We start from the raw sequence: 19838 nt of genomic DNA, 5'->3' as shown, positions 1-19838 counted from the left end.
AAGCCGCAGTTTACTGTAGGAGCGAGCTTGCTCGCGATGGTCGTCAACGATAACGGTGAAAACCTGGCGCCCCGCGGCGCTCTCAGGCTTATCGCGAGCAAGCTCGCTCCTACAGGGGATTTGTGACCGACGCAGGTCAAATGTGGGAGCGGGCTTGCTCGCGAAGGCCGCGCCCCGGTTTTCCAGAAAAATGAAAAATCAGTAGCCGCTGGAACCGTAATCCACAGTGAAATCGAACCCGGTGACCCGCTCTACCCCGGTTTCCAGCCCCCCATCGGGCAGCAGTCGCAACCAGCGATAACCCGGTGCCTGCTCCCCGACCTTGAAATCCTCGCTGCCCGGCTCGAACTGGATGCAGGTCGAGGGTGAGGCAATCAAACGTACGCCGTTGCGCCTCTGATCGATTTCCTGGTGCACATGCCCCCACAACACCGCGCGCACCTGTTCGAAACGGTCCAGCACGGCGAACAGCGCCTCGGGATTGCGCAAGCCAATCGGTTCCATCCAGGCACAACCGATGGACACCGGGTGATGGTGGAAGCACACCAGATGATGGCGTTCCGGCGCTTCGCTCAACGAGCGGGCGAGCAACTGCAGCTGTTCATCCTGCAAATATCCCGGCACCGAGCCCGGCACCGCCGAATCGAGCATCGTGACCCGCCAGTTGCCGATATCCACCACCGGTTCGAGCAAAGCGCTCTGCACCGCCGCCTCGGCCATGATATGCGGCTCGTCGTGGTTGCCGGGAATCCAGCGCGCCGGCGCATCCAACTGGCTCGTCATCTCGCGAAATTGCCGGTAGGACGCAAGCGTCCCGTCCTGGGACAGATCACCCGTGGCCAGGATCAGATTGATCTGCGGCTGTTGCGCGCGCACCAGCTCGATGACCTTTTGCAGACTGTCGCGGGTGTTCATGCCCAGCAACGCACCGTCCGCTTCGGCAAACAGGTGGCTGTCGGAGAGTTGCACCAGCAACGCCGGATCGGCGGTGGTCAATGTGGATACGCTCGGCAAGGCGTTCTCCCAGGGCGTGATCACGGGGATGGGTAAGTGCCGCAATTATGCTGGGGGACGGTCGAAAGGGGAAATCCGTGAACCTGACGCAGTTCACAACTGCGGCGCTCAGTTAACGGACGACTTCGTACTCATGCCCCAGCGCCAGGCAATGGCTCAGCCATTCGCCCAGAAACATGTTCAGCTGGGCCTTTTCGTCCGGCTGGTGCATCGAGGCGTTCGGGTAAGGATAGATGCCGCGAAAGCGTCGCGCATGTTCGGCGCTGACCACTTCGGCCATGCGCGCGTCGTGATAGACCTGCACTTCCAGTTGCGGCACCGGTAGCCACGGCAGGCTGTGTTCCTGGCGCACTTGCAGGGTCGTGGTGTAAGGACAGGTCAGCAATACCTCCAGGGCCAGCACGCCGAGCATCTGGTCGCCATGGGTCACGGCGATGCGCCGCGCGGCCGGCTCGCTGCGCATGTCCGGCAGCAGTCGCATCAGGCGCGCGTAGTTCGCCTCGCAGGACGCTTGCAGCCCCACCAGATCTACCCGATAGCGATCGCGCAGCTTGTTTACGACCATAACCCCCTCACTTCAACGCGGTTCAAAGCCAGCCATTGCAAGGCAATGATGCTCGCCGCGTTGGCAATACGCCCGTCGCGCACGGCTTGCAGGGCATCTTCGAAAGCCCAGACCGTGACGCGGATGTCTTCTGCCTCTTCCTCCAGCCCATGCAGGCCGCCAACCCCGGTAGTGTCACAACGCCCCAGGTACAAATGCACGAATTCGTTACTGCCGCCCGGCGATGGAAAATATTTGAGCATCGGCCAGAGCGCCCCGATTTCCAGCCCAGCTTCCTCCTGCGCTTCGCGGTGAGCAACTGCTTCCGGCACTTCATCCTTGTCGATCAGACCAGCGACCAGTTCGATCAGCCACGGGTTGTCGGTCTTGCCCATGGCGCCGACGCGAAACTGCTCGATCAGCACCACTTCATCGCGCTGCGGATCGTAAGGCAGCATGCACACCGCATCATGGCGCACGAACACTTCACGATTGATCTCACGGCTCATGCCCCCGGCGAACAATTCGTGGCGCAAGTGCACGCGTTCGAGTTTGTAGAAGCCCTCGTAGCATTTTTCGCGCCGCACGATATCAACGGCGGTCGGAATGGCGTTGGCAAAATCCGTCATGACAATCCTCGTTACTGCGAATCCTGAACGAGGCTGCTTTTTTCCTGGGCCTCGACTTCGCGCCATCCTAACGCGCCCGCGATGTTTGATGCAGCCCCTTTCCCGTCAGCGGGATGGACGGTGAAGGCGAAACCCTCTCTAATTAGCTTAGTGGCGAACTGATTGCTTTGTTGAGAGTCGAAGCCGGTAACTTTTTGCCTTCCCCTGTTTCAGAAAGGACGCCCATGTCGCTTTTCAAAATCGCCTCCGTGGCCGCCATCGCCCTGACCCTGGGCGCTTGCGCGAGCCTGTTCCAGCCCAACTACCGGACGCCGCTGGAAACCACCCGCGATGCCTCCGAGCAACTCAAGCCCGGTTGCAGCAACCCCGACTGTCCGCTGGTCAACATCGACACCCTGCACTTTCCGGACGAGCCTGCACTGGACGGCATCATCGAAAAACGCCTGCTGCAAATGACCCTCACCTCGCCCGACGCGCCGTTGGCACCGACCCTGGCGGCCTATCGCGAAGAGTTTTTGCGCACCGCCGGCCCGCGCAACAGCAGCTATCTGCAGGCCAAGGTACGTGAGCAGCATGACGGCTTGGTGATCATCGAATTGTCCAGCTACCTGGACACCGGCGGCGCCCATGGCACGCCGGGGCGGGGCTTCATCAACTACTCGCGCCAGCAGCATAAAGTGCTGACGTTGTCCGACATGTTGGTGCCGGGGCAGGAAGACGCGTTCTGGAAGGCCGCGCAAGTGGCGCACAACAGCTGGCTGATCAGCACCAAGCTCGATCAGGAACCGGAGTTCGTCAAGAGCTGGCCGTTCCAGAAAACCCAGAACGTGGCGCTGACCTACGGCGGGGTGATCCTCAAGTACGAAACCAGCACCATTGCGCCTTACGCGCTGGGCCATGTCGAACTGAAGATCCCCTACCCTCGCCTGAACGGCATCATCAAGCCCGAGCTGTTTCCCGGCCGTAACTGAAGGCCCGGCCCAGCACCAGCTGCAGCAACCCTGCCAGGACCAGCGCCGGCAGGGTTGCACCCACGTCCGGATACAGGTTGGCGAGCAGATGGTAAGTGCTGATCCCGCCCAGCCAGGCCAGCAGCGCCGGCCAGCGCAGAGCGGCTGAAGCCACCTGGCCACTGCGCTTGCGCAGGATGAAGTGGTCCACCAGCACTACGCCGAACAAGGGCGCAAACACCGAACCGATCAGCAGCAGGAAGTTCTGGTACTGGGCCAATGGCGCCAGCAGGGCAATCAGCGTGCAGATAACGCCGATGGCCAGGGCCAGATGCTCGACTTTGGCACGCAACAGAATCCCGCTGGACACCGCCGCCGAGTGAATATCGGCAAAGGCGTTTTCCGACTCATCCAGAAGAATCAGCAGCAGCGGAATCCCCAGGCCGGCCCCAGCCAGCGCCAGCAGCAAGGCATTGACTTCACCGCTCGGCGCAAACGCCAGGGTGTAGGCCACGCCCAGGCTCATCAGCCAGAAGTTACCGATGAAGAATCCGATGGCGGTGCCACCGAAGACGTTTTTCGCCCGCTTGCCGAACCGCGAGTAGTCGGCGATCAGCGGCAGCCAGGAGAGCGGCATGGCAATAGCGATGTCGAAACCCACGGCAAACGGCATCGAACCACCACCGGCCTGGGCCCACAACGCGGCCAGGTCAGCCTTGGCGAACAGGTTCCAGGTCAGCCAGATGCACGCGGCCAGCAGCAGCCAGATGCCCCACTTGCGCAGGATCTGCCGGACGAAAGTCAGCGGACCACTGACCGCCAACAGGGTCGCCAGGCCGCCAAAGAACAGGGTCCAGAGCAGCGGATTCGACAACAGGCTGCCTTCGCTGAAGGCCTTCGCGCCCAACAGGCTGGCGGCATCGCGCATGACAATGATTTCGAACGACCCCCAACCGATCAGTTGCAGCAGGTTCAGCACTGCCGGCAGGCTCGCGCCCTTGGTACCGAGGCTGAGCTTGAGAGCGGCCATCGACGACAGGCCGGTGTCACTGCCAATCACCCCGACCGCCGCCAGCAGCAGAACGCCGACCAGGGTGCCGAGAAAAATCGCCAGCAACGAACCGGACAGGCCCAAGCCTGGTGCGAGCAATGCACCAGTCTGCAACACCATCAGACCGATGCCGAGGGAGAACCACAGGGAAAACAGATCGCGACCGCCGAACACACGTTTGTCGGTTGGCACCACGATGTCGGGTGAATAAGTGCTGGGTTGAATGCTCAAGGGTGTTGTCTCATAGGAATGATAGCTACAAGCCACGAGCTACAAGCTTTAAGAAAAAGCAGGCTTTGCGCCTGCTTCTAACTTGCAGCTTGTAGCTTGCCGCTTAAACCTTTTTATAAAGCTGACTGCCTTCCTGCTTGAAGCGCTCAGCTTGTTCGGCCATGCCTTGGGCGACGTCCACGTCGACCGCTTCGATCCGTTGGTTGGCCGCATACTCGCGGACTTCCTGGGTGATTTTCATCGAGCAGAACTTCGGCCCGCACATCGAGCAGAAGTGCGCGACCTTGGCCGAATCCTTCGGCAGGGTTTCGTCGTGATACGAACGCGCGGTGTCCGGATCGAGGCCCAGGTTGAACTGGTCTTCCCAGCGGAACTCGAAACGCGCCTTGCTCAAGGCATTGTCGCGGATCTGTGCGCCCGGGTGCCCCTTCGCCAGATCGGCGGCGTGCGCGGCGATCTTGTAGGTGATGATGCCGGTCTTCACGTCATCCTTGTTCGGCAGGCCCAAATGTTCTTTCGGCGTGACGTAGCAGAGCATGGCGCAACCGAACCAGCCGATCATTGCCGCACCGATGCCCGAGGTGATGTGGTCGTAGCCCGGCGCGATGTCGGTGGTCAGCGGACCGAGGGTGTAGAACGGCGCCTCGTCGCAGCACTCCAGCTGCTTGTCCATGTTCTCCTTGATCAACTGCATCGGCACGTGGCCCGGGCCTTCGATCATGCACTGCACGTCGTGTTTCCAGGCAATCTTGGTCAGCTCGCCGAGGGTTTCCAGTTCGCCGAACTGCGCTTCGTCGTTGGCGTCGGCAATCGAACCCGGACGCAGGCCGTCGCCCAGCGAGAAGCTGACGTCGTAGGCCTTCATGATTTCGCAGATTTCGTCGAAATGGGTGTAGAGGAAGTTCTCTTTGTGGTGCGCCAGGCACCACTTGGCCATGATCGAGCCGCCACGGGACACGATGCCGGTCACGCGCTTGGCGGTCATCGGTACGTAGCGCAGCAACACGCCGGCGTGGATGGTGAAGTAGTCGACGCCCTGCTCGGCCTGTTCGATCAGCGTGTCGCGGAACAGCTCCCAGGTCAGGTCTTCGGCCACACCGTTGACCTTCTCCAGCGCCTGGTAGATCGGCACCGTACCGATCGGCACCGGCGAGTTGCGGATGATCCACTCACGGGTTTCGTGGATGTGCTTGCCGGTGGACAGGTCCATGACCGTGTCCGAACCCCAGCGAATGCCCCAGGTCAGTTTCGCCACTTCTTCTTCGATGGACGAACCCAGGGCGCTGTTGCCGATGTTGCCGTTGATCTTCACCAGGAAGTTACGGCCGATGATCATCGGTTCCAGTTCGGTGTGGTTGATGTTGGCCGGGATGATCGCGCGACCGCGGGCGATCTCTTCGCGGACGAATTCAGGGGTGATTTCTTTCGGGATGCTCGCGCCGAAACTGTGGCCGGCGTGCTGTTGCTTCAACAGGCCGGCGGCGCGGGCCTCTTGCAGCTTCATGTTTTCGCGGATGGCGACGTATTCCATCTCGGCGGTGATGATGCCTTTGCGCGCGTAGTGCATCTGGCTGACGTTGGCCCCGGCCTTGGCACGGCGCGGGTTGTTCACGTGGGCAAAGCGCAGTTTGGTCAGCTCTGGATCGGCAAGGCGCTCCTGACCGAAGTTCGAGCTCAGGCCACTCAGGCGTTCGGTGTCACCACGGTCGTCGATCCACGCCGAACGCACGTCGCCCAGGCCTTTACGCACGTCAATCACCACGTTGGGATCGGTGTAAGGGCCCGAGGTATCGTAGACAGTCACCGGGGCGTTGATTTCGCCGCCGAAGTCAGTCGGCGTCACGTCCAGGGTGATTTCGCGCATCGGCACGCGGATGTCCGGGCGAGAGCCCTGGACGTAGATTTTTTGCGAACGGGTAAAGGGTTGAACCGACTGCTCATCGACCTTGGCCGACTCACTGAGGTTGATCGCGTTTTTTGCTTTTATGGTCATCACGGGCTCTCCAGACAGCATCCAGGCAGTGGATTGTCGGAGCAGAACCTGAAAGGCACGGACGCACCAGGACTGGTGCTGTGCGTCGTCACACGGGGAGCGTTCGATTGTCGAACAATTTCCCGGACGAAGCACAAGAGGACTCGCCGGGTGACGAGAAATCTTGTTCCCTACGCAGGCGCTAACCTGATCAGGTTCAACGGGATCCGAAATTATTCGATCTCAGCCTCATAGCAAGGCACCCCGACAAGAACCCGGCCAGTCTAGACACAACTGGCAGAGAACGCCAACCCTCCGGCAAATACCATGATGAATGGCGTAATAACACGCAGTATCAGGATTGTTGCCACCCCAATGCGCAACTACACTCGCTACGCTGAGCCGCGCATTGACGCTGTCGAAGCAGAGCCTTAGCCTTGGCGCTCAAATTACCTCTGTAATATCAATTCTAGGGATCGTCTATGCTGCGCAAACTCTCACTGGCCCTTGCCGTGTCTTGTGCGTCCAACGGATTGGCCTGGGCAGCAGATGCGCCCTTATCGAACAAGACGGACCTTGTCAGCGTTTATCAGGAAGCCGTCAACAACAACGCCGATCTGGCGGCTGCCATCGCCCAATACGGCGCGCAGAAGGAAGTCGTGCCCCAGGCCCGCGCCGGGCTGCTGCCGAACCTCTCGGGCGGCGCCAATGTTTCCGAGGTGCGGACCTCGCTCGATCAACCTTCGGGCACGACCAACCGCGATGCTCATTCCTACCAGGCCACTTTGGCGCAGCCGCTGTTCCGGGCTGATCGCTGGTTCCAGTTCCAGGCCGCCAAGGAAGTCAACGAACAAGCCGCCCTGCAACTCTCGGCGACCGAGCAGAACCTGATCCTGCAAACCGCCGACAGCTATTTCAACGTGCTGCGCACCCAGGACAACCTGGCCTCGACCAAGGCCGAAGAAGCGGCGTTCAAACGCCAGCTCGATCAATCCAACGAGCGTTTCGATGTCGGCCTCTCGGACAAGACCGACGTATTGAACTCGCAGGCCAGCTACGACACCGCACGCGCCAACCGCATCGTTGCGCAGCGTCAGGTGGACGACGCCTTTGAAGCATTGATCACCCTGACCAACCGTCAGTACAACTCGATCTGGGGCATCAGCCATAACCTGCCGATCCTGCCGCCGGTACCGAACGACGCCAAGGCCTGGGTCGAAACCGCGGGCAGGCAGAACCTCAATCTGTTGGCCAGCAACTATGCCGTCAGCGCCGCCGAGCAAACCCTCAAGCAACGCAAGTCCGGGCACTTGCCGACGGTTGACGCGATCGCCAAGTACGAGAAAGGCGACAACGATGCACTGGGCTTCAGCAACCCGAACAACCTGCCCCAGGCGTACGGTGGCGACGTCGATCAAACCACCGTCGGCCTGCAACTGAACATCCCGATCTACAGCGGTGGCCTGATCAACTCCCAGGTGCGCCAGTCGTATGCACAACTGGACCAGACCGAGCAGCAACGCGAAGCCCTGCGCCGCAGCATCGTGGAAAACACCCGCGACCTGCACCGCGCGGTGAACACCGATGTCGAGCAGGTACAGGCACGCAAGCAATCGATCATCTCCAACCAGAGCGCGGTGGAAGCGACTGAAATCGGCTATCAGGTGGGGACGCGAAACATCGTTGACGTGCTGGATGCGCAGCGCTCGCTCTACAACTCGGTGCGCGACTACAACAACACCCGCTACGACTACATCCTCGACAACCTGCGCCTGAAGCAACAGGCCGGCACGTTGAATCCGGGGGACCTGCAAAACCTGGCACGCTGGCTCAATCCCAACTACAACCCGGACAAGGATTTCCTGCCACCGGATCTGGCCAAGGCGGCAGAGGAACAGTTGAAAGCGCGGCCGGAGCAGTAAAAGCAAAAGCTTCGCGAGCAAGCCCGCTCCCACATTGAACTACTGTCGTGCACAAAACCTGTGCTCACAGAAGATCCAATGTGGGAGCGGGCTTGCTCGCGAATGAAGGCAGCGCGGTCTACCGCTCGATCAACCTCCCCAACCCGTCCAGCAAGCGCTGCAACGCCCCCTGATTGGCGCGCATCACCTTCAACCCGGCCTCTGCCATGCGCTCTGCATCACGGGGCAGTTCGAACAGCCGCTGCACCGCCACCGCCAGCCCTTCGGCATCCTCCACTTCCTGCAACGCCCCGGCACTGCGCAACTGCGCAGCGATTTCGAGGAAGTTGAAAAGATGCGGCCCGCTCAGCACCGGTTTGGCGAGGGCCGCCGGCTCCAGCAGGTTATGCCCGCCGTTCGGCACCAGGCTGCCGCCGACGAAAGCACTGTCAGCCAGGGCGTAGAGAAACAGCAACTCGCCCATGGTGTCGCCCAGCAACACGGAAGTATCGGCACTGACCGCGTCGCCACTGGAGCGCCGGACGGTGGCAAACCCTTGTTGCTGGCACAGCCCGTACACCGAATTGAAGCGTTCCGGATGACGCGGCACCAGAATCAGCAACGCATCGGGGTGACTGACCAGCAACTGACGATGAGCCGCCAGCACGACCTCGTCTTCGCCGTCATGGGTACTGGCTGCGATCCACACCGGTCGCTCCAGCGCCTGCCATTGCCCGCGCAACTGGCTGGCGCGCTCGAGCAGTTGCGGGTCGATGGTCAGGTCGAACTTGATCGACCCGGTGACCTCGACGGTTTCCGTCCGCGCGCCCAGATCACGGAAGCGCTGGGCTTCAGCCTCGGTCTGCACCGCGAACAGGCTCATCTCGGCCAGCATCGGCTGGGTCAGATTGCGCAAGCGACCATAGCCCCTGGCCGAGCGCTCGGACAGTCGCGCATTGGCCAACGCCACGGGAATCCCGCGCTTGGCACATTGATGGATATGGTTGGGCCACAGCTCGGTTTCCATGATCACCGCCAGTTTCGGCCGGACCCGATCAAGGAAGCGCCGGGCGGCGCACGGTAAATCGTACGGCAGATAGCAGTGCTGGATGCGCGGCTCATTGGCAAACAGGGCCAGGATGCGTTCCGAACCGGTCGGCGTCATGCAGGTCACGGTGATCGGCAGGTCCGGGTAACGCGCCAGCAAGGCGCGGATCATCGGCGCAGCAGCAATGCTTTCGCCCACCGAGACCGCATGCACCCAGATGCCGCCCGGTTTCATCGCCGGCATCCCGTAGGAGAAGCGCTCGCCGATGCGCCTGGCATACGCCGGCGCCTTGCGCGCGCGCAGCCAAAGCCGAATCGCTACCAGTGGCAGCCCCAGATAAAACAGCGCGGTGTAGAGAGTTCTATTCATGGCGGCGGAGTTTATCGGCTTTTTTCGCCAATCGTCTGCAAGTGCACGGCAAAACGTTCGGCGAGCCAGCGCGCGGCCGGACCAAGCGGCTCGTCCCGGCGCCATACCAGCTCCACCACCAGGGCCGGCGGGGTCCATTCGCTGACCAGTTCGACCATCTGGTTCTGATAGGTCGGGTATTGCACCACGTGGCGCGGCAACCACGCCCAGCCGAGGCCGCGCACCAGCCATTCGGCCATCACATAGAAACTGTCGGCGCGCCAGACTTGCGGACTGGCGGGATCACTGCCGGGATAAATGCTCGACTCCGTGGACATCAGCAACTGCCGATGCTGCGCCAACTGCTGGCCGTCCACCGTGCCTTTGCCCGCCAACGGATGGTCCTTGCCGCACACCGTGACCATTTCCACGCTGCCCAGCACACGACGCTCAAGCGCCTCGGGAATCTGATCGTGAAAGAACAGCAACCCCAGATCGGCGCGCCGCTCCACCAGCTTGCGCGCGACATCGCCCTGGGCGGCACTGGTCAATTGCACTTCCAGGCTGGGGAATTTTTCCGCCAGGGCCTCGAAGCTTTCAATGATCGGCTGATAAGGCATCGCCTCATCCTGCGCCACGCGCAGTCGTGCCTCCTGGCCGCGCATCATCGCCAATGCCCGGCCATTGAGTCGTTCACACTGACGCAACACTTCCCGTGCTTCGTCCAGTAAAGCCGTACCGGCTTCAGTGAGCTTCGGCTGACGGCCGCTGCTGCGGTCGAACAGGCTGACGCCCAGGTCATCCTCCAGCAACGCTATCGCACTGCTGACCGCCGACTGCGCCTTGCGCTGATCCCGCGCCACGGCAGAAAACGATCGCTGCTCCGCTACGCTGACAAACAACCGCAGTTGCTCCAGATTCCACTGCATGCTCATGGCTCAACCCATCTCTTGAACAGATAGGTAATGACTTTACCGCATCTGGCAAATCACTAGAATGCCGACCTCAGAGAGCAACACTTCACACGAGGATTGACCCATGACCGCTTACTACTACCTGGCCATTGCCATCTGCGCCGAAGTGATTGCCACTGTTTCGATGAAAGCCGTCAAAGGTCTCAGCACCCCGCTGCCACTGGTGCTGGTCATCCTCGGCTACGGCATTGCCTTCTGGATGCTGACCCTGGTGGTGCGCAGCGTTCCCGTGGGTGTGGCGTATGCCGTATGGGCCGGCATGGGGATCGTGATGGTCAGCGTCGCGGCACTGTTTATCTACGGGCAGAAACTGGATGTTCCGGCGATGCTGGGGATGGCGTTGATTGTTCTGGGGGTTGTGGTCATCCAGCTCTTCTCCAAGACTGCAGGGCATTAGAACTCGAAACGCGCGCCCCTGTGGGAGCGAGCTTGCTCGCGATGACGGCATGGAATTCAACATCAATGTTGACTGACCCACCGCTATCGCGAGCAAGCTCGCTCCCACAGGGTTACTCGTTAGCTCGAGAGTACTGGCGTCAGCCCCTCCAATCTTCGAGTCTGTATACTGCGCCCTCGTCTTGAACACAGAGGTCGCTGCATGCCATCCGTTATTTCCACCGACGTTCTGATTGTCGGCGCTGGTGTCGCCGGCCTCTGGCTGAACGCGCGCCTGCGCCGCCAGGGTTTTTCGACCGTGCTGGTGGAAAGCGCCAGCCTCGGCGGCGGGCAGACCCTGAAGTCCCAGGGCATTATCCACGGTGGTGCCAAGTACGCATTGCACGGCGCCCTGACCGGCGCTTCGGAAGCCATCGCCGATATGCCGCGCCGCTGGCGTGAAGCCCTGGCCGGTGACGGCGAGCTGGACCTGTCTGGTGTGCGCCTGCTCTCCGAAGCCCATTACCTGTGGTCCCCTGGCACCCTCGCCGGCAACCTGACCAGTTTCTTCGCCAGCAAGGCCGTGCGCGGTCGCGTCGATCAGGTCAAGGGCGACCAGTTGCCGCCCGCGCTGCAAGACAAGCGCTTCAAGGGCAAGGTCTATCGCCTGGCGGAACTGGTGGTCGATGTACCGAGCCTGATCCAGCGCCTGGCCGACCTCGCCGGTGACGGCTTGCTCGCCGGGCAGAAAATCGAACCGCTGCTGGAAGGTGGCAAGCTGGTCGGCCTGATCGTCGATGAGCGCGAGATCCGCGCCCAGCGCATCGTCTTGAGCGCCGGCGCAGGCACGGCGCAACTGCTCGAAGCATTGGGCCTCAGCGAGCCGGCGATGCAGCGTCGACCACTGCACATGATCATCGCCAAGGGGCCAAGCCTCAAACCGCTGTACGCCCATTGCCTGGGCGGCGGCACCAAACCGCGCATTACCGTCACCACCCACCCGGCCGCCGACGGTCAATGGGTCTGGTACATGGGTGGCGACATCGCCGAAAGCGAAGGCGTGCTCCGAGAGCCTGCGGAGCAAATCGCCACCGCGCAGAAAGAACTCGGCCAGTTGCTGCCGTGGATCGACTTGAGCACGGTACAGTGGGCCACCCTGCGCGTGGATCGTGCCGAACCCCTGCAATCGGGCCTGACCCGCCCCGACAATGCGTTTCTCGCAGAAGAAGGCCGGCTGCTGGTGGGCTGGCCAACCAAACTCGCCCTGGCGCCGGACTTCGCTGACCGGGTCATCGCCAGCCTGACCCGCGACGGTATCCAGCCAGGCCACCCGGCAGCGCTGCCTGAACTGCCAAAGCCGCCGATGGGCGTACCGGCCTGGGAGCAACTACTGCCATGAGCCAACCGACCCTGCATGACTTGCATCGCCCGCTGGGCAGCAGCGGCCTGCTGGTTTCACCCCTGGGCCTGGGCACGGTGAAACTGGGCCGCGACCAAGGCGTGAAATACCCCAACGGCTTCCGGATTCCCGATGACGATGAAGCGCGCATGCTGCTCAAGCTTGCCCGCGACCTGGGCATCAACCTGATCGACACGGCCCCGGCCTATGGTCGCAGCGAAGAACGCCTCGGCCCGCTGCTGCGCGGTCAGCGTCAGGATTGGGTGATTGTCAGCAAGGTGGGTGAAGAGTTTGCCAACGGCCAGTCCCGTCATGACTTCAGTGCGGCACACACGCGCATGTCGGTAGAGCGCAGCCTGCAACGCTTGGAAACGGACTTCATCGACCTGGTGCTGGTGCACTCCGATGGCAACGACCTCGCGATCCTCAATGACTGCGAAGTCTACGAAACCCTCGCCGAACTCAAGGCCGAAGGCAAGATTGGCGGCTTCGGGTTTTCCGGCAAGACCGTCGAAGGCGGATTGAAAGCGCTGGAGCAAGGCGACTGCGCGATGGTCACCTACAATCTGAACGAACAAAACGAGAAGGCCGTCATTGACTATGCTGCTGCACACGGCAAAGCCATTCTGGTCAAGAAAGCCCTCGCCAGCGGTCACGTATGCCTGAGTCCGGGCGTGGACCCGGTGCGCGCCAGTTTCGAGTTGCTGTTTGAACATCCGGGTGTTGCCAGTGCTATTGTCGGGACCATCAATCCGCTGCACCTCGCCCACAATGTCGCGACCGTTGCCCAGGTCCTACGTAGCCACTGACGCCGCTCACGCGGCCTTAAGCAGGAGCCGACATGTCGCGCACGCTCATCAGAAAGAACCCGAGCAACTTCAAGACCCTGCCGTTATTCGTCGAAGCGACTCCTGAAGGCCTGAGCTACCAGAGCGTCGGCAGGCCGCTGAATTTCTCCCAGACCCTGCAACGTCGTCGGCCGGTCACGGTCGGCGACAGCGAACGATTTGCCCTGGAACTGGCCAATCTCGGGGTCTCGGTGCGCCTGACCCTGCATTGGCAGAATCGCGACTACTGGGTGCTGGTGCGTCAGCGTCGGCAGGACCGTGGCGACGTGGTGCTCAAGTTGATCTCCGGTTACGTGCCGGCCCACGAACTGAACCTTCCCCTGCACACGGCGATCCAGGAGATTGCCGAAGAATGCCTGCTGGAAACCCCGGAGGGCTGGCTCGGTGGCCGGTTCAATGACACCTGGCTGCCGGCACCCTACTCGGCCGCCCTGCATTACCGCGAAGCCCTGCCATTTCGCTTGTCGCCACTGTCCGGCTCGGCGCGGCCGGTGCGTTGCGCCAACCTGACGTTGATGGAGCGTCCGCGGGCTTACGTGCATTTGCCGACAGCGTCGCTGCAACTGATTTACGACCTGCGCCTGGACGTTCCCAAGGAAGCCAAGTCCCTGAGTCTGTTCCATGTCGATGAAAGGCTGGAAGGCGATCAACTCGTCGCCCGTCTCGACCGCAAGCGCCCCGACCTGTACTTGATGCCCTTGCAGGACGGCCACCCGATGGCTGAGCTCTACACCCTGAAAAAGGATCAACTGCACCCGGCCAGCACCCGCGGCCTGTACCTGGCCGAGAGTTTTGCCCGACAGGAAGGCTGGCTGGTGCGCGATGAACGAATCCGCTGGAAGGACTGGGTGAGGCAGCAGGGGTTGACCCCGCCGGGGAAGGATTCGGGTTTGGCGCGATTGCGCGGGAAGGCCAAGCTGCTGCTGAAGAAAATCGTGCCGCGCAAGAAGGTCAGCTCTTAAAATCAAAAGATCGCAGCCCCTGTAGGAGCGAGCTTGCTCGCGATGGACGTGAACGATACCGCGTGTTGACTGATTGAATGCGGTGCCGCTGAGTTCATCGCGAGCAAGCTCGCTCCTACAGAGGATGCGATCTTTTATAGCCTTATTCGGACTTGCGGATCTTCTCGACAATCGCCGTGGTGGAGCTATTTTCCACCAGGCCCAGCACTTTCACGGTACCGCCGTAGGCCGTCACGATGTCCGCGCCGACCACCTGGTCGATCCCGTAGTCGCCTCCCTTGACCAGCACGTCCGGCTTGATCGCGCTCAGCAGGTTTTCCGGGGTGCCTTCCGGGAAGCTGATGACCCAGTCCACTGCGCCCAACCCGGCCAGCACCGCCATGCGCCGGTCGACACTGTTGATCGGACGGCCCGGCCCTTTCAGGCGGCTGACCGATGCGTCGTCGTTGATCGCGACGATCAGGCGATCGCCCTGGGCCCGCGCCTGTTCCAGATAGGTCACGTGGCCGGCATGCAGGATGTCGAAGCAACCGTTGGTGAACACGATCCGCTCGTTATGCGCGCGGGCATCATCGACTGCCAGCAACAGCTGCTCAAGACCCAACACACCGCGCTCGGAACCCTCCGCGCGCTGGATTGCACGACGCAGTTCCGGTGCACTGATGGCCGCCGTACCGAGCTTGCCGACCACGATACCGGCCGCCAGGTTGGCCAGGGCCACTGCGTGAGGCAGCTCTTCACCCGCGGCAATCGCTGCTGCCAGGGTGGAAATCACGGTATCGCCGGCACCGGTCACGTCGAACACTTCGCGGGCACGGGCCGGCAGGTGCAGCGCCGGATGATCCGGACGCAGCAAGGTCATGCCGTGCTCGCCACGGGTCACCAGCAAGGCACCGAGGTCCAGGTCGTGCATCAGTTGCGCGCCCTTGTTGACCAGATCGTGCTCATCGGCGCAACCACCGACGATGGTTTCGAATTCGTTGAGGTTCGGCGTGATCAGGCTTGCGCCACGGTAGATCGAAAAATCCTTGCCCTTTGGATCGGCCAGCACCGGAATGCCGCGGGCCCGGGCGGCCTGGATCAGCGCCTGATGATTTTTCAATGCGCCTTTGCCGTAGTCGGACAGCACCAGCACCTTGATGCCTTCGAGCAACTCGTCGACCTGCGCGGCCAGCGCCAGCGCGTCGGTGGCGAAGGGTTCTTCGAAGTCGATACGCAGCAGTTGCTGGTGACGACTCATGACCCGCAGCTTGACGATGGTCGGCTGGTGCGCAATGCGCTGGAAGATAGCCCGCACGCCAGCGCCCTTGAGGCTGTTGACCAGGCTATTGGCGGCTTCATCGTCGCCGGTTACACCGACCAGCGAGGCGGGAGCCCCCAGGGCGGCAATGTTCAAGGCAACGTTGGCAGCGCCACCCGGGCGGTCCTCGATGTGATCGACCTTGACCACCGGCACCGGCGCCTCAGGGGAAATCCGTGAGGTACCACCATGCCAGTAACGGTCGAGCATGACATCGCCGACCACCAAGACAGGGGCTTGATCGAATCGCGGCATGGACAACTTCATGGTGCAACCCACATACAGAATGAACAGGGGCGCGATATTAACACAGGGTTGGCGTCGGCTTGTGCGGTGGCTGCAACGGGATGAGTTGCCGGGTATTTTTGCTCATTTTTTGAGCAAAAGAACCGTCAGGCGACGGCACCGGCACGAAAGGGCGAGCCAGGCTCGCCCTTTCGGGGTCAGGCGATGTCTTCGGCCGGGGCGTCGAGGCCCATCGCGTTGAGGCGCGAGTAGTAGCCGTTTTGCGCCAGCAGTTGCTCGTGGGTGCCGCGCTCGACGATTTTCCCCTGATCCATGACCAGGATCAGGTCGGCCTTCTCGATGGTCGACAAGCGGTGAGCGATCACCAGCGTGGTGCGACCTTTCATGACCTGATCCAGGGCGGCCTGGATATGCCGCTCGGACTCGGTATCGAGTGCCGAAGTCGCCTCGTCGAGAATCAGCAGCGGGGCATTCTTCAACAGCGCCCGGGCAATCGCCAGGCGTTGACGCTGGCCACCGGAGAGCAACACGCCGTTTTCCCCGACCTGGGTGTCCAGGCCTTCGGGCAATTGAGCAATGAAGTCCATTGCGTAGGCATCCTTGGCCGCTTTTTCAATGTCCTCACGGGGTGCGCCAGCCAGGTCGCCATAGGCGATGTTGTTGGCCACCGTGTCGCTGAACAGGGTCACGTGCTGAGTCACCTGGGCGATATGCCGACGCAGGTTCAACAGCTTGTACTGTTCCACCTCGACGCCATCGATGAGGATTTCGCCCTTGTCGTGGTGATAGAAACGCGGAATCAGGTTGGCCAGGGTCGACTTGCCGCTGCCCGAACGCCCCACCAGCGCCACCATTTGCCCGGGTTCGACCGAGAAACTGATGTCATTGAGCACCTGGCGCTCGGTGTCAGGGTAGGTGAAGCTGAGGTTGCGCACGTCCAGGCGGCCGCTGACGACATCGCGCTCGACGGTACCGGTATCGACTTCAGGCTCGACATCCAGTTGCTCGAAGATACTTTCGGCACCGGCCACACCTTTCTGAATGGTCGAGCTGACTTCGGACAGCTGGCGAATCGGCTTGGGCAGCAGGCCGGCCAGGGTGATGTAGGCGACCATGTCGCCGGCGGACGCATCGCCCCGCAGGAACAGCACCAGGAACATCAGCACGGCCATGGCGGTGTAGATCACCAGTTGCAGCAGCGGCGTATAGATGGCGCCGGTGCGGGTCATGCGCAATTGCTTGTCGGTATTGCCCTGACTGGCGTCGAAGAAGCGTTTCTCTTCGTACTTTTCACCGCCGAAACTGCGCACCACGCGATAGCCCTGGATCGTTTCGGACGCCACGTGCGTCACGTCTCCCATGGCCAGCTGGATTTTCTTGCTCTGCTTGCGGAATTTCTTGCTGGCCGTGCGCACCATGAGGGCAATCAGCGGCAGGATAGCGACCATCACCAGTGTCAGGCGCCAATTCATGAACAACAGCGAGGCAAACAGGAAGACCACCGTCATGCCTTCACGAATTACGACCTTGATCGCATCTGTTGCCGCCCCCGTGACCATGGTCACGTTGAAGGTGATACGTGAAATCAGGTGCCCCGAGTTATGCTTGTCGAAATACCGGTTCGGCAACACCAGCAGGTTGTTGAACAGCTGGACCCGCAAGTCATGGACCAGGCCCAGGGAAACCTTGGCCAGGAAGTAGTTGCCCAGGTACGACCCCAGCCCCTGCCACGCGGCGATCAGGATGATCAGCAACGGCACCGCCTGCAGCAGTTGCAGGTCGCGCAGGTAGGGTACGGTTGGAAACAGCGCCGCTTCAGGATTGGATAGACCGTCGACGAAGTACTTGAGGATGTAGCCCAGCATTGGCTGCGTCGAAGCGAAAATCAGAAAACCGACGATGCTGATCAGGAACAGGCTGATATACGGCCGGACATAGCCGAGCAGACGGAAGTAGATTTTCAAGCTCGATGGGCTTGCGCAGAGACTGGAGTCGGTCATATCACGCGAATGTCGATGAAAAGGACGCTGACTTTAGCACAGCTTCCCCAGGGTTCTGGCAATCGCATACAGTCTGTGTATTGTGGCGCGTCAAATAGCCACCCGCTACCCCTGCCTTGGTACGGTCGCTCAATTCAGGAATAAGTTACTCAGCATGCAATTAAACGCTTTGAACAGCACGCCCAACAGAATCTTCGATTTAATTTGTTTGTGGATCCTTCCACTCGGTTACTTATTGCTGCTTTGTGCACTGTTTTTCCTGCCGGGGCGCAGTGAGCATCACAAGCTCTACTATGGCCTGTTCAGCATTCCGGCGCTGATTGCACTGTGCTTGCGACCGCGGCTCGCCAAGGAGCTGCTGCACGAACCGATCGTCGTTGCAGTCCTGCTATTTGTGGGGTGGGCATTGCTCAGCCTGAACTGGGGGCCGGAAAATGACGTCCCCGCCGGTCAGATCAAACCGTCACTGCATACCCTGATGCTGTTCGTTGGCTGCTACCTGCTGGTGCGCCATCGCAGCGAAATCATTCAGCCCCTGCTGTTCTGCGCCGCGACGCTGGCGCTGATCGTCTCTGCCTACAACCTGTACAGGTTCGGCCTGATCTACCAACCGGAAATGCGCCTGATCGGTGTCGGCGCGTTCGACAATCCACTGCTCAGCTCCCACGTCTTCGGCTTTTTCTGTACTTACTGGCTAAGCCTGAGCATGACCTGCAAGCGCCCCCGGATACTTTGGTTGAGCTTGCCAGCGATGGCGATCATGTTCGCCGCCGTGCTGGCCACCGGTTCCAGGACGCCACTGGTTGCACTGGTGATCGCGGCGCTGTGGCTGTGTTTCATCTGCTGGAATCGACGCTCGGCCCTCTTGCTTGCCTCCATGTTCATCGCCGGAACGGCGACTTTCGCGCTATTTACCGACAAAATCGTCGCAAGAGGCAGCTCCTTCCGCATCGAGCTCTGGCAATTGACCCTGGGCAAGGTCGCTGAACATCCGTGGATCGGACATGGCTACAACGCCAAGTTGAGCCTGGACCCGGGCGTCGGCTACTCCCTGCAAGAACCCCATAGCTTTGCCTTGGGCGTGCTCTACTACGTCGGCATTATCGGCCTGCTGCCATGGTTGTTCTTCCTTGCATGGGGCCTCATCAGTAGCCAGCGCCATCGCGTGCAACCGCTGTTCATCATTGCCTCCACCTGGCTGGCCTTCGGCATCGGCGCGGGCCTGACTGAAGGTGGCGGGATTATCTCGCGCCCCAAGGAGCACTGGTTCCTGCTGTGGATCCCCCTGGCGCTGGTTGCCGCATTGAGCATCAATCAACGGGCCAGACGCCTGCTGGACTTGCCGATCAAGACCGCGACGCCAAGCGCCCTGCAGCAGCTGACAGCCGATGCCCGGGTCATCGAAGAAGACGGCTTGGGCCCCAAAGTCCTGCGCCTGACCGACGGCAGCTTTCTCAAGCTGTTCCGCCGTCGCCGCTGGTATACCTCGGGCAGTTTCACGCCCTATTCCGATCGTTTTGCCGTCAACAGTATGCAACTGCGCGGCCTGGGCATCCCGACCCCGCAAATCCTCGATCTCTACCGGTTCGAAGACGGCAGCACCGCTGTGCACTACTCGCCGTTGCCGGGCAACACGCTACGCCAGATCCTGCAAGGCATCACCGCCCCGGCAGTGCGCCAGGCACTGGTGGAGCGCTTCGGCAAGTTCATGGCTCAACTGCATCAGAAAGGGATCTACTTCCGTTCACTGCACCTGGGCAATGTGCTGGTGCTGGAGGACGGCGAGTTCGGCCTGATCGACCTGGCCGACCTGCGAATCTACCCGTCATCACTGAGCCCTTCCCTGCGTCGACGCAATCTGCGCCACATGCAGCGCTACGCAGAAGATCGGCGTTGGCTGTTCGAGGACCACTTCGAAGCGCTGCTGCAGGGATACGCCGCGGTGGCCTCGAAAGCCGACGTGGATAATTTGCACAGGCAAGTGCTGGCCGGGAGCCCTTCGACCCAGGCTCACTGATGACGTAAACCAGCCCGCTGATCGCGATG

Annotated in this window: 16 protein-coding genes and 1 riboswitch; of the genes, 7 read left to right on the top strand and 9 right to left on the bottom strand. The window is 61.3% G+C overall.

Annotated features, from left to right (window positions below):
* Positions 1-198 precede the first annotated feature (198 nt).
* From cpdA to BSF40_RS07775, 3 genes are all read right to left on the bottom strand, one after another.
* Positions 199-1014 carry a 3',5'-cyclic-AMP phosphodiesterase gene (gene cpdA, locus BSF40_RS07785; protein ID WP_095964681.1) on the bottom strand — a complete coding sequence of 272 codons (816 nt, stop codon included), beginning with the start codon at positions 1012-1014 and terminating at the stop codon, positions 199-201.
* Positions 1015-1126: 112 nt separating this feature from the next.
* A complete protein-coding gene (locus BSF40_RS07780; RefSeq protein WP_007977461.1) occupies positions 1127-1579 on the bottom strand; it encodes a DUF1249 domain-containing protein in 453 nt (150 codons plus the stop codon).
* On the bottom strand, positions 1570-2187 hold the full coding sequence (locus tag BSF40_RS07775; RefSeq protein WP_015093209.1) for an NUDIX domain-containing protein: 618 nt from the start codon (positions 2185-2187) through the stop codon (positions 1570-1572). Before BSF40_RS07775 ends, BSF40_RS07780 begins: the two co-directional genes overlap by 10 nt.
* Positions 2188-2411: 224 nt before the next feature.
* Between BSF40_RS07775 and BSF40_RS07770 the strand changes: the two genes are divergently transcribed.
* Complete coding sequence (locus BSF40_RS07770; RefSeq protein WP_095964680.1) at positions 2412-3158, top strand: RsiV family protein; 747 nt, start codon at positions 2412-2414, stop codon at positions 3156-3158.
* On the opposite strand, the gene cytX is transcribed toward BSF40_RS07770, so the two are convergent.
* The gene (cytX, locus tag BSF40_RS07765; RefSeq protein WP_095964679.1) at positions 3127-4419 is read right to left on the bottom strand and encodes a putative hydroxymethylpyrimidine transporter CytX; all 1293 of its coding nucleotides are present in this window, start codon (positions 4417-4419) and stop codon (positions 3127-3129) included. The two genes, BSF40_RS07770 and cytX, sit on opposite strands and share 32 nt — an antisense overlap.
* A 103-nt stretch (positions 4420-4522) precedes the next feature.
* Complete coding sequence (thiC, locus tag BSF40_RS07760) at positions 4523-6412, bottom strand: phosphomethylpyrimidine synthase ThiC (RefSeq protein WP_015093206.1); 1890 nt, start codon at positions 6410-6412, stop codon at positions 4523-4525.
* Positions 6413-6562: 150 nt separating this feature from the next.
* Positions 6563-6668: riboswitch (TPP riboswitch) on the bottom strand.
* Positions 6669-6873: 205 nt separating this feature from the next.
* Here thiC and BSF40_RS07755 point away from each other — a divergent pair.
* Positions 6874-8313 carry a TolC family outer membrane protein gene (locus tag BSF40_RS07755; RefSeq protein WP_095964678.1) on the top strand — a complete coding sequence of 480 codons (1440 nt, stop codon included), beginning with the start codon at positions 6874-6876 and terminating at the stop codon, positions 8311-8313.
* A gap of 118 nt (positions 8314-8431) precedes the next feature.
* Here BSF40_RS07755 and waaA read toward each other — a convergent pair whose 3' ends face one another.
* The gene (gene waaA, locus BSF40_RS07750; protein WP_095964677.1) at positions 8432-9709 is read right to left on the bottom strand and encodes a lipid IV(A) 3-deoxy-D-manno-octulosonic acid transferase; all 1278 of its coding nucleotides are present in this window, start codon (positions 9707-9709) and stop codon (positions 8432-8434) included.
* An 11-nt stretch (positions 9710-9720) separates the two neighbouring features.
* A complete protein-coding gene (locus BSF40_RS07745) occupies positions 9721-10623 on the bottom strand; it encodes a LysR family transcriptional regulator (RefSeq protein ID WP_015093203.1) in 903 nt (300 codons plus the stop codon).
* A 103-nt stretch (positions 10624-10726) separates the two neighbouring features.
* Between BSF40_RS07745 and BSF40_RS07740 the strand changes: the two genes are divergently transcribed.
* The 4 genes from BSF40_RS07740 to BSF40_RS07725 all read left to right on the top strand — a co-directional run bounded on the left by BSF40_RS07740 (position 10727) and on the right by BSF40_RS07725 (position 14246).
* Positions 10727-11059 carry a multidrug efflux SMR transporter gene (locus tag BSF40_RS07740; RefSeq protein WP_007977444.1) on the top strand — a complete coding sequence of 111 codons (333 nt, stop codon included), beginning with the start codon at positions 10727-10729 and terminating at the stop codon, positions 11057-11059.
* Positions 11060-11260: 201 nt separating this feature from the next.
* A complete protein-coding gene (locus BSF40_RS07735) occupies positions 11261-12436 on the top strand; it encodes an FAD-binding oxidoreductase (RefSeq protein WP_095964676.1) in 1176 nt (391 codons plus the stop codon).
* Positions 12433-13245 carry an aldo/keto reductase gene (locus BSF40_RS07730; RefSeq protein ID WP_095964675.1) on the top strand — a complete coding sequence of 271 codons (813 nt, stop codon included), beginning with the start codon at positions 12433-12435 and terminating at the stop codon, positions 13243-13245. Before BSF40_RS07735 ends, BSF40_RS07730 begins: the two co-directional genes overlap by 4 nt.
* A gap of 32 nt (positions 13246-13277) precedes the next feature.
* A complete protein-coding gene (locus BSF40_RS07725; protein WP_007977441.1) occupies positions 13278-14246 on the top strand; it encodes a hypothetical protein in 969 nt (322 codons plus the stop codon).
* 142 nt (positions 14247-14388) lie between these two features.
* On the opposite strand, the gene hldE is transcribed toward BSF40_RS07725, so the two are convergent.
* Both hldE and msbA read right to left on the bottom strand, forming a co-directional pair.
* Complete coding sequence (hldE, locus tag BSF40_RS07720; RefSeq protein WP_015093200.1) at positions 14389-15813, bottom strand: bifunctional D-glycero-beta-D-manno-heptose-7-phosphate kinase/D-glycero-beta-D-manno-heptose 1-phosphate adenylyltransferase HldE; 1425 nt, start codon at positions 15811-15813, stop codon at positions 14389-14391.
* A gap of 176 nt (positions 15814-15989) precedes the next feature.
* Positions 15990-17792, bottom strand: a complete 1803-nt coding sequence (gene msbA / locus BSF40_RS07715; RefSeq protein ID WP_095964674.1) for a lipid A export permease/ATP-binding protein MsbA — start codon at positions 17790-17792, stop codon at positions 15990-15992.
* 154 nt (positions 17793-17946) lie between these two features.
* Between msbA and BSF40_RS07710 the strand changes: the two genes are divergently transcribed.
* Positions 17947-19809, top strand: a complete 1863-nt coding sequence (locus BSF40_RS07710) for a bifunctional O-antigen ligase/aminoglycoside phosphotransferase family protein (protein ID WP_095964673.1) — start codon at positions 17947-17949, stop codon at positions 19807-19809.
* Positions 19810-19838: the final 29 nt, after the last annotated feature.

This window comes from Pseudomonas sp. ACN5, assembly GCF_002303975.1.
Taxonomy (GTDB): domain Bacteria; phylum Pseudomonadota; class Gammaproteobacteria; order Pseudomonadales; family Pseudomonadaceae; genus Aquipseudomonas; species Aquipseudomonas laurylsulfatiphila.
The sequence above is the reverse complement of the archived record's forward strand: the minus strand, read 5'-3'. Positions and strand labels throughout refer to the sequence as shown.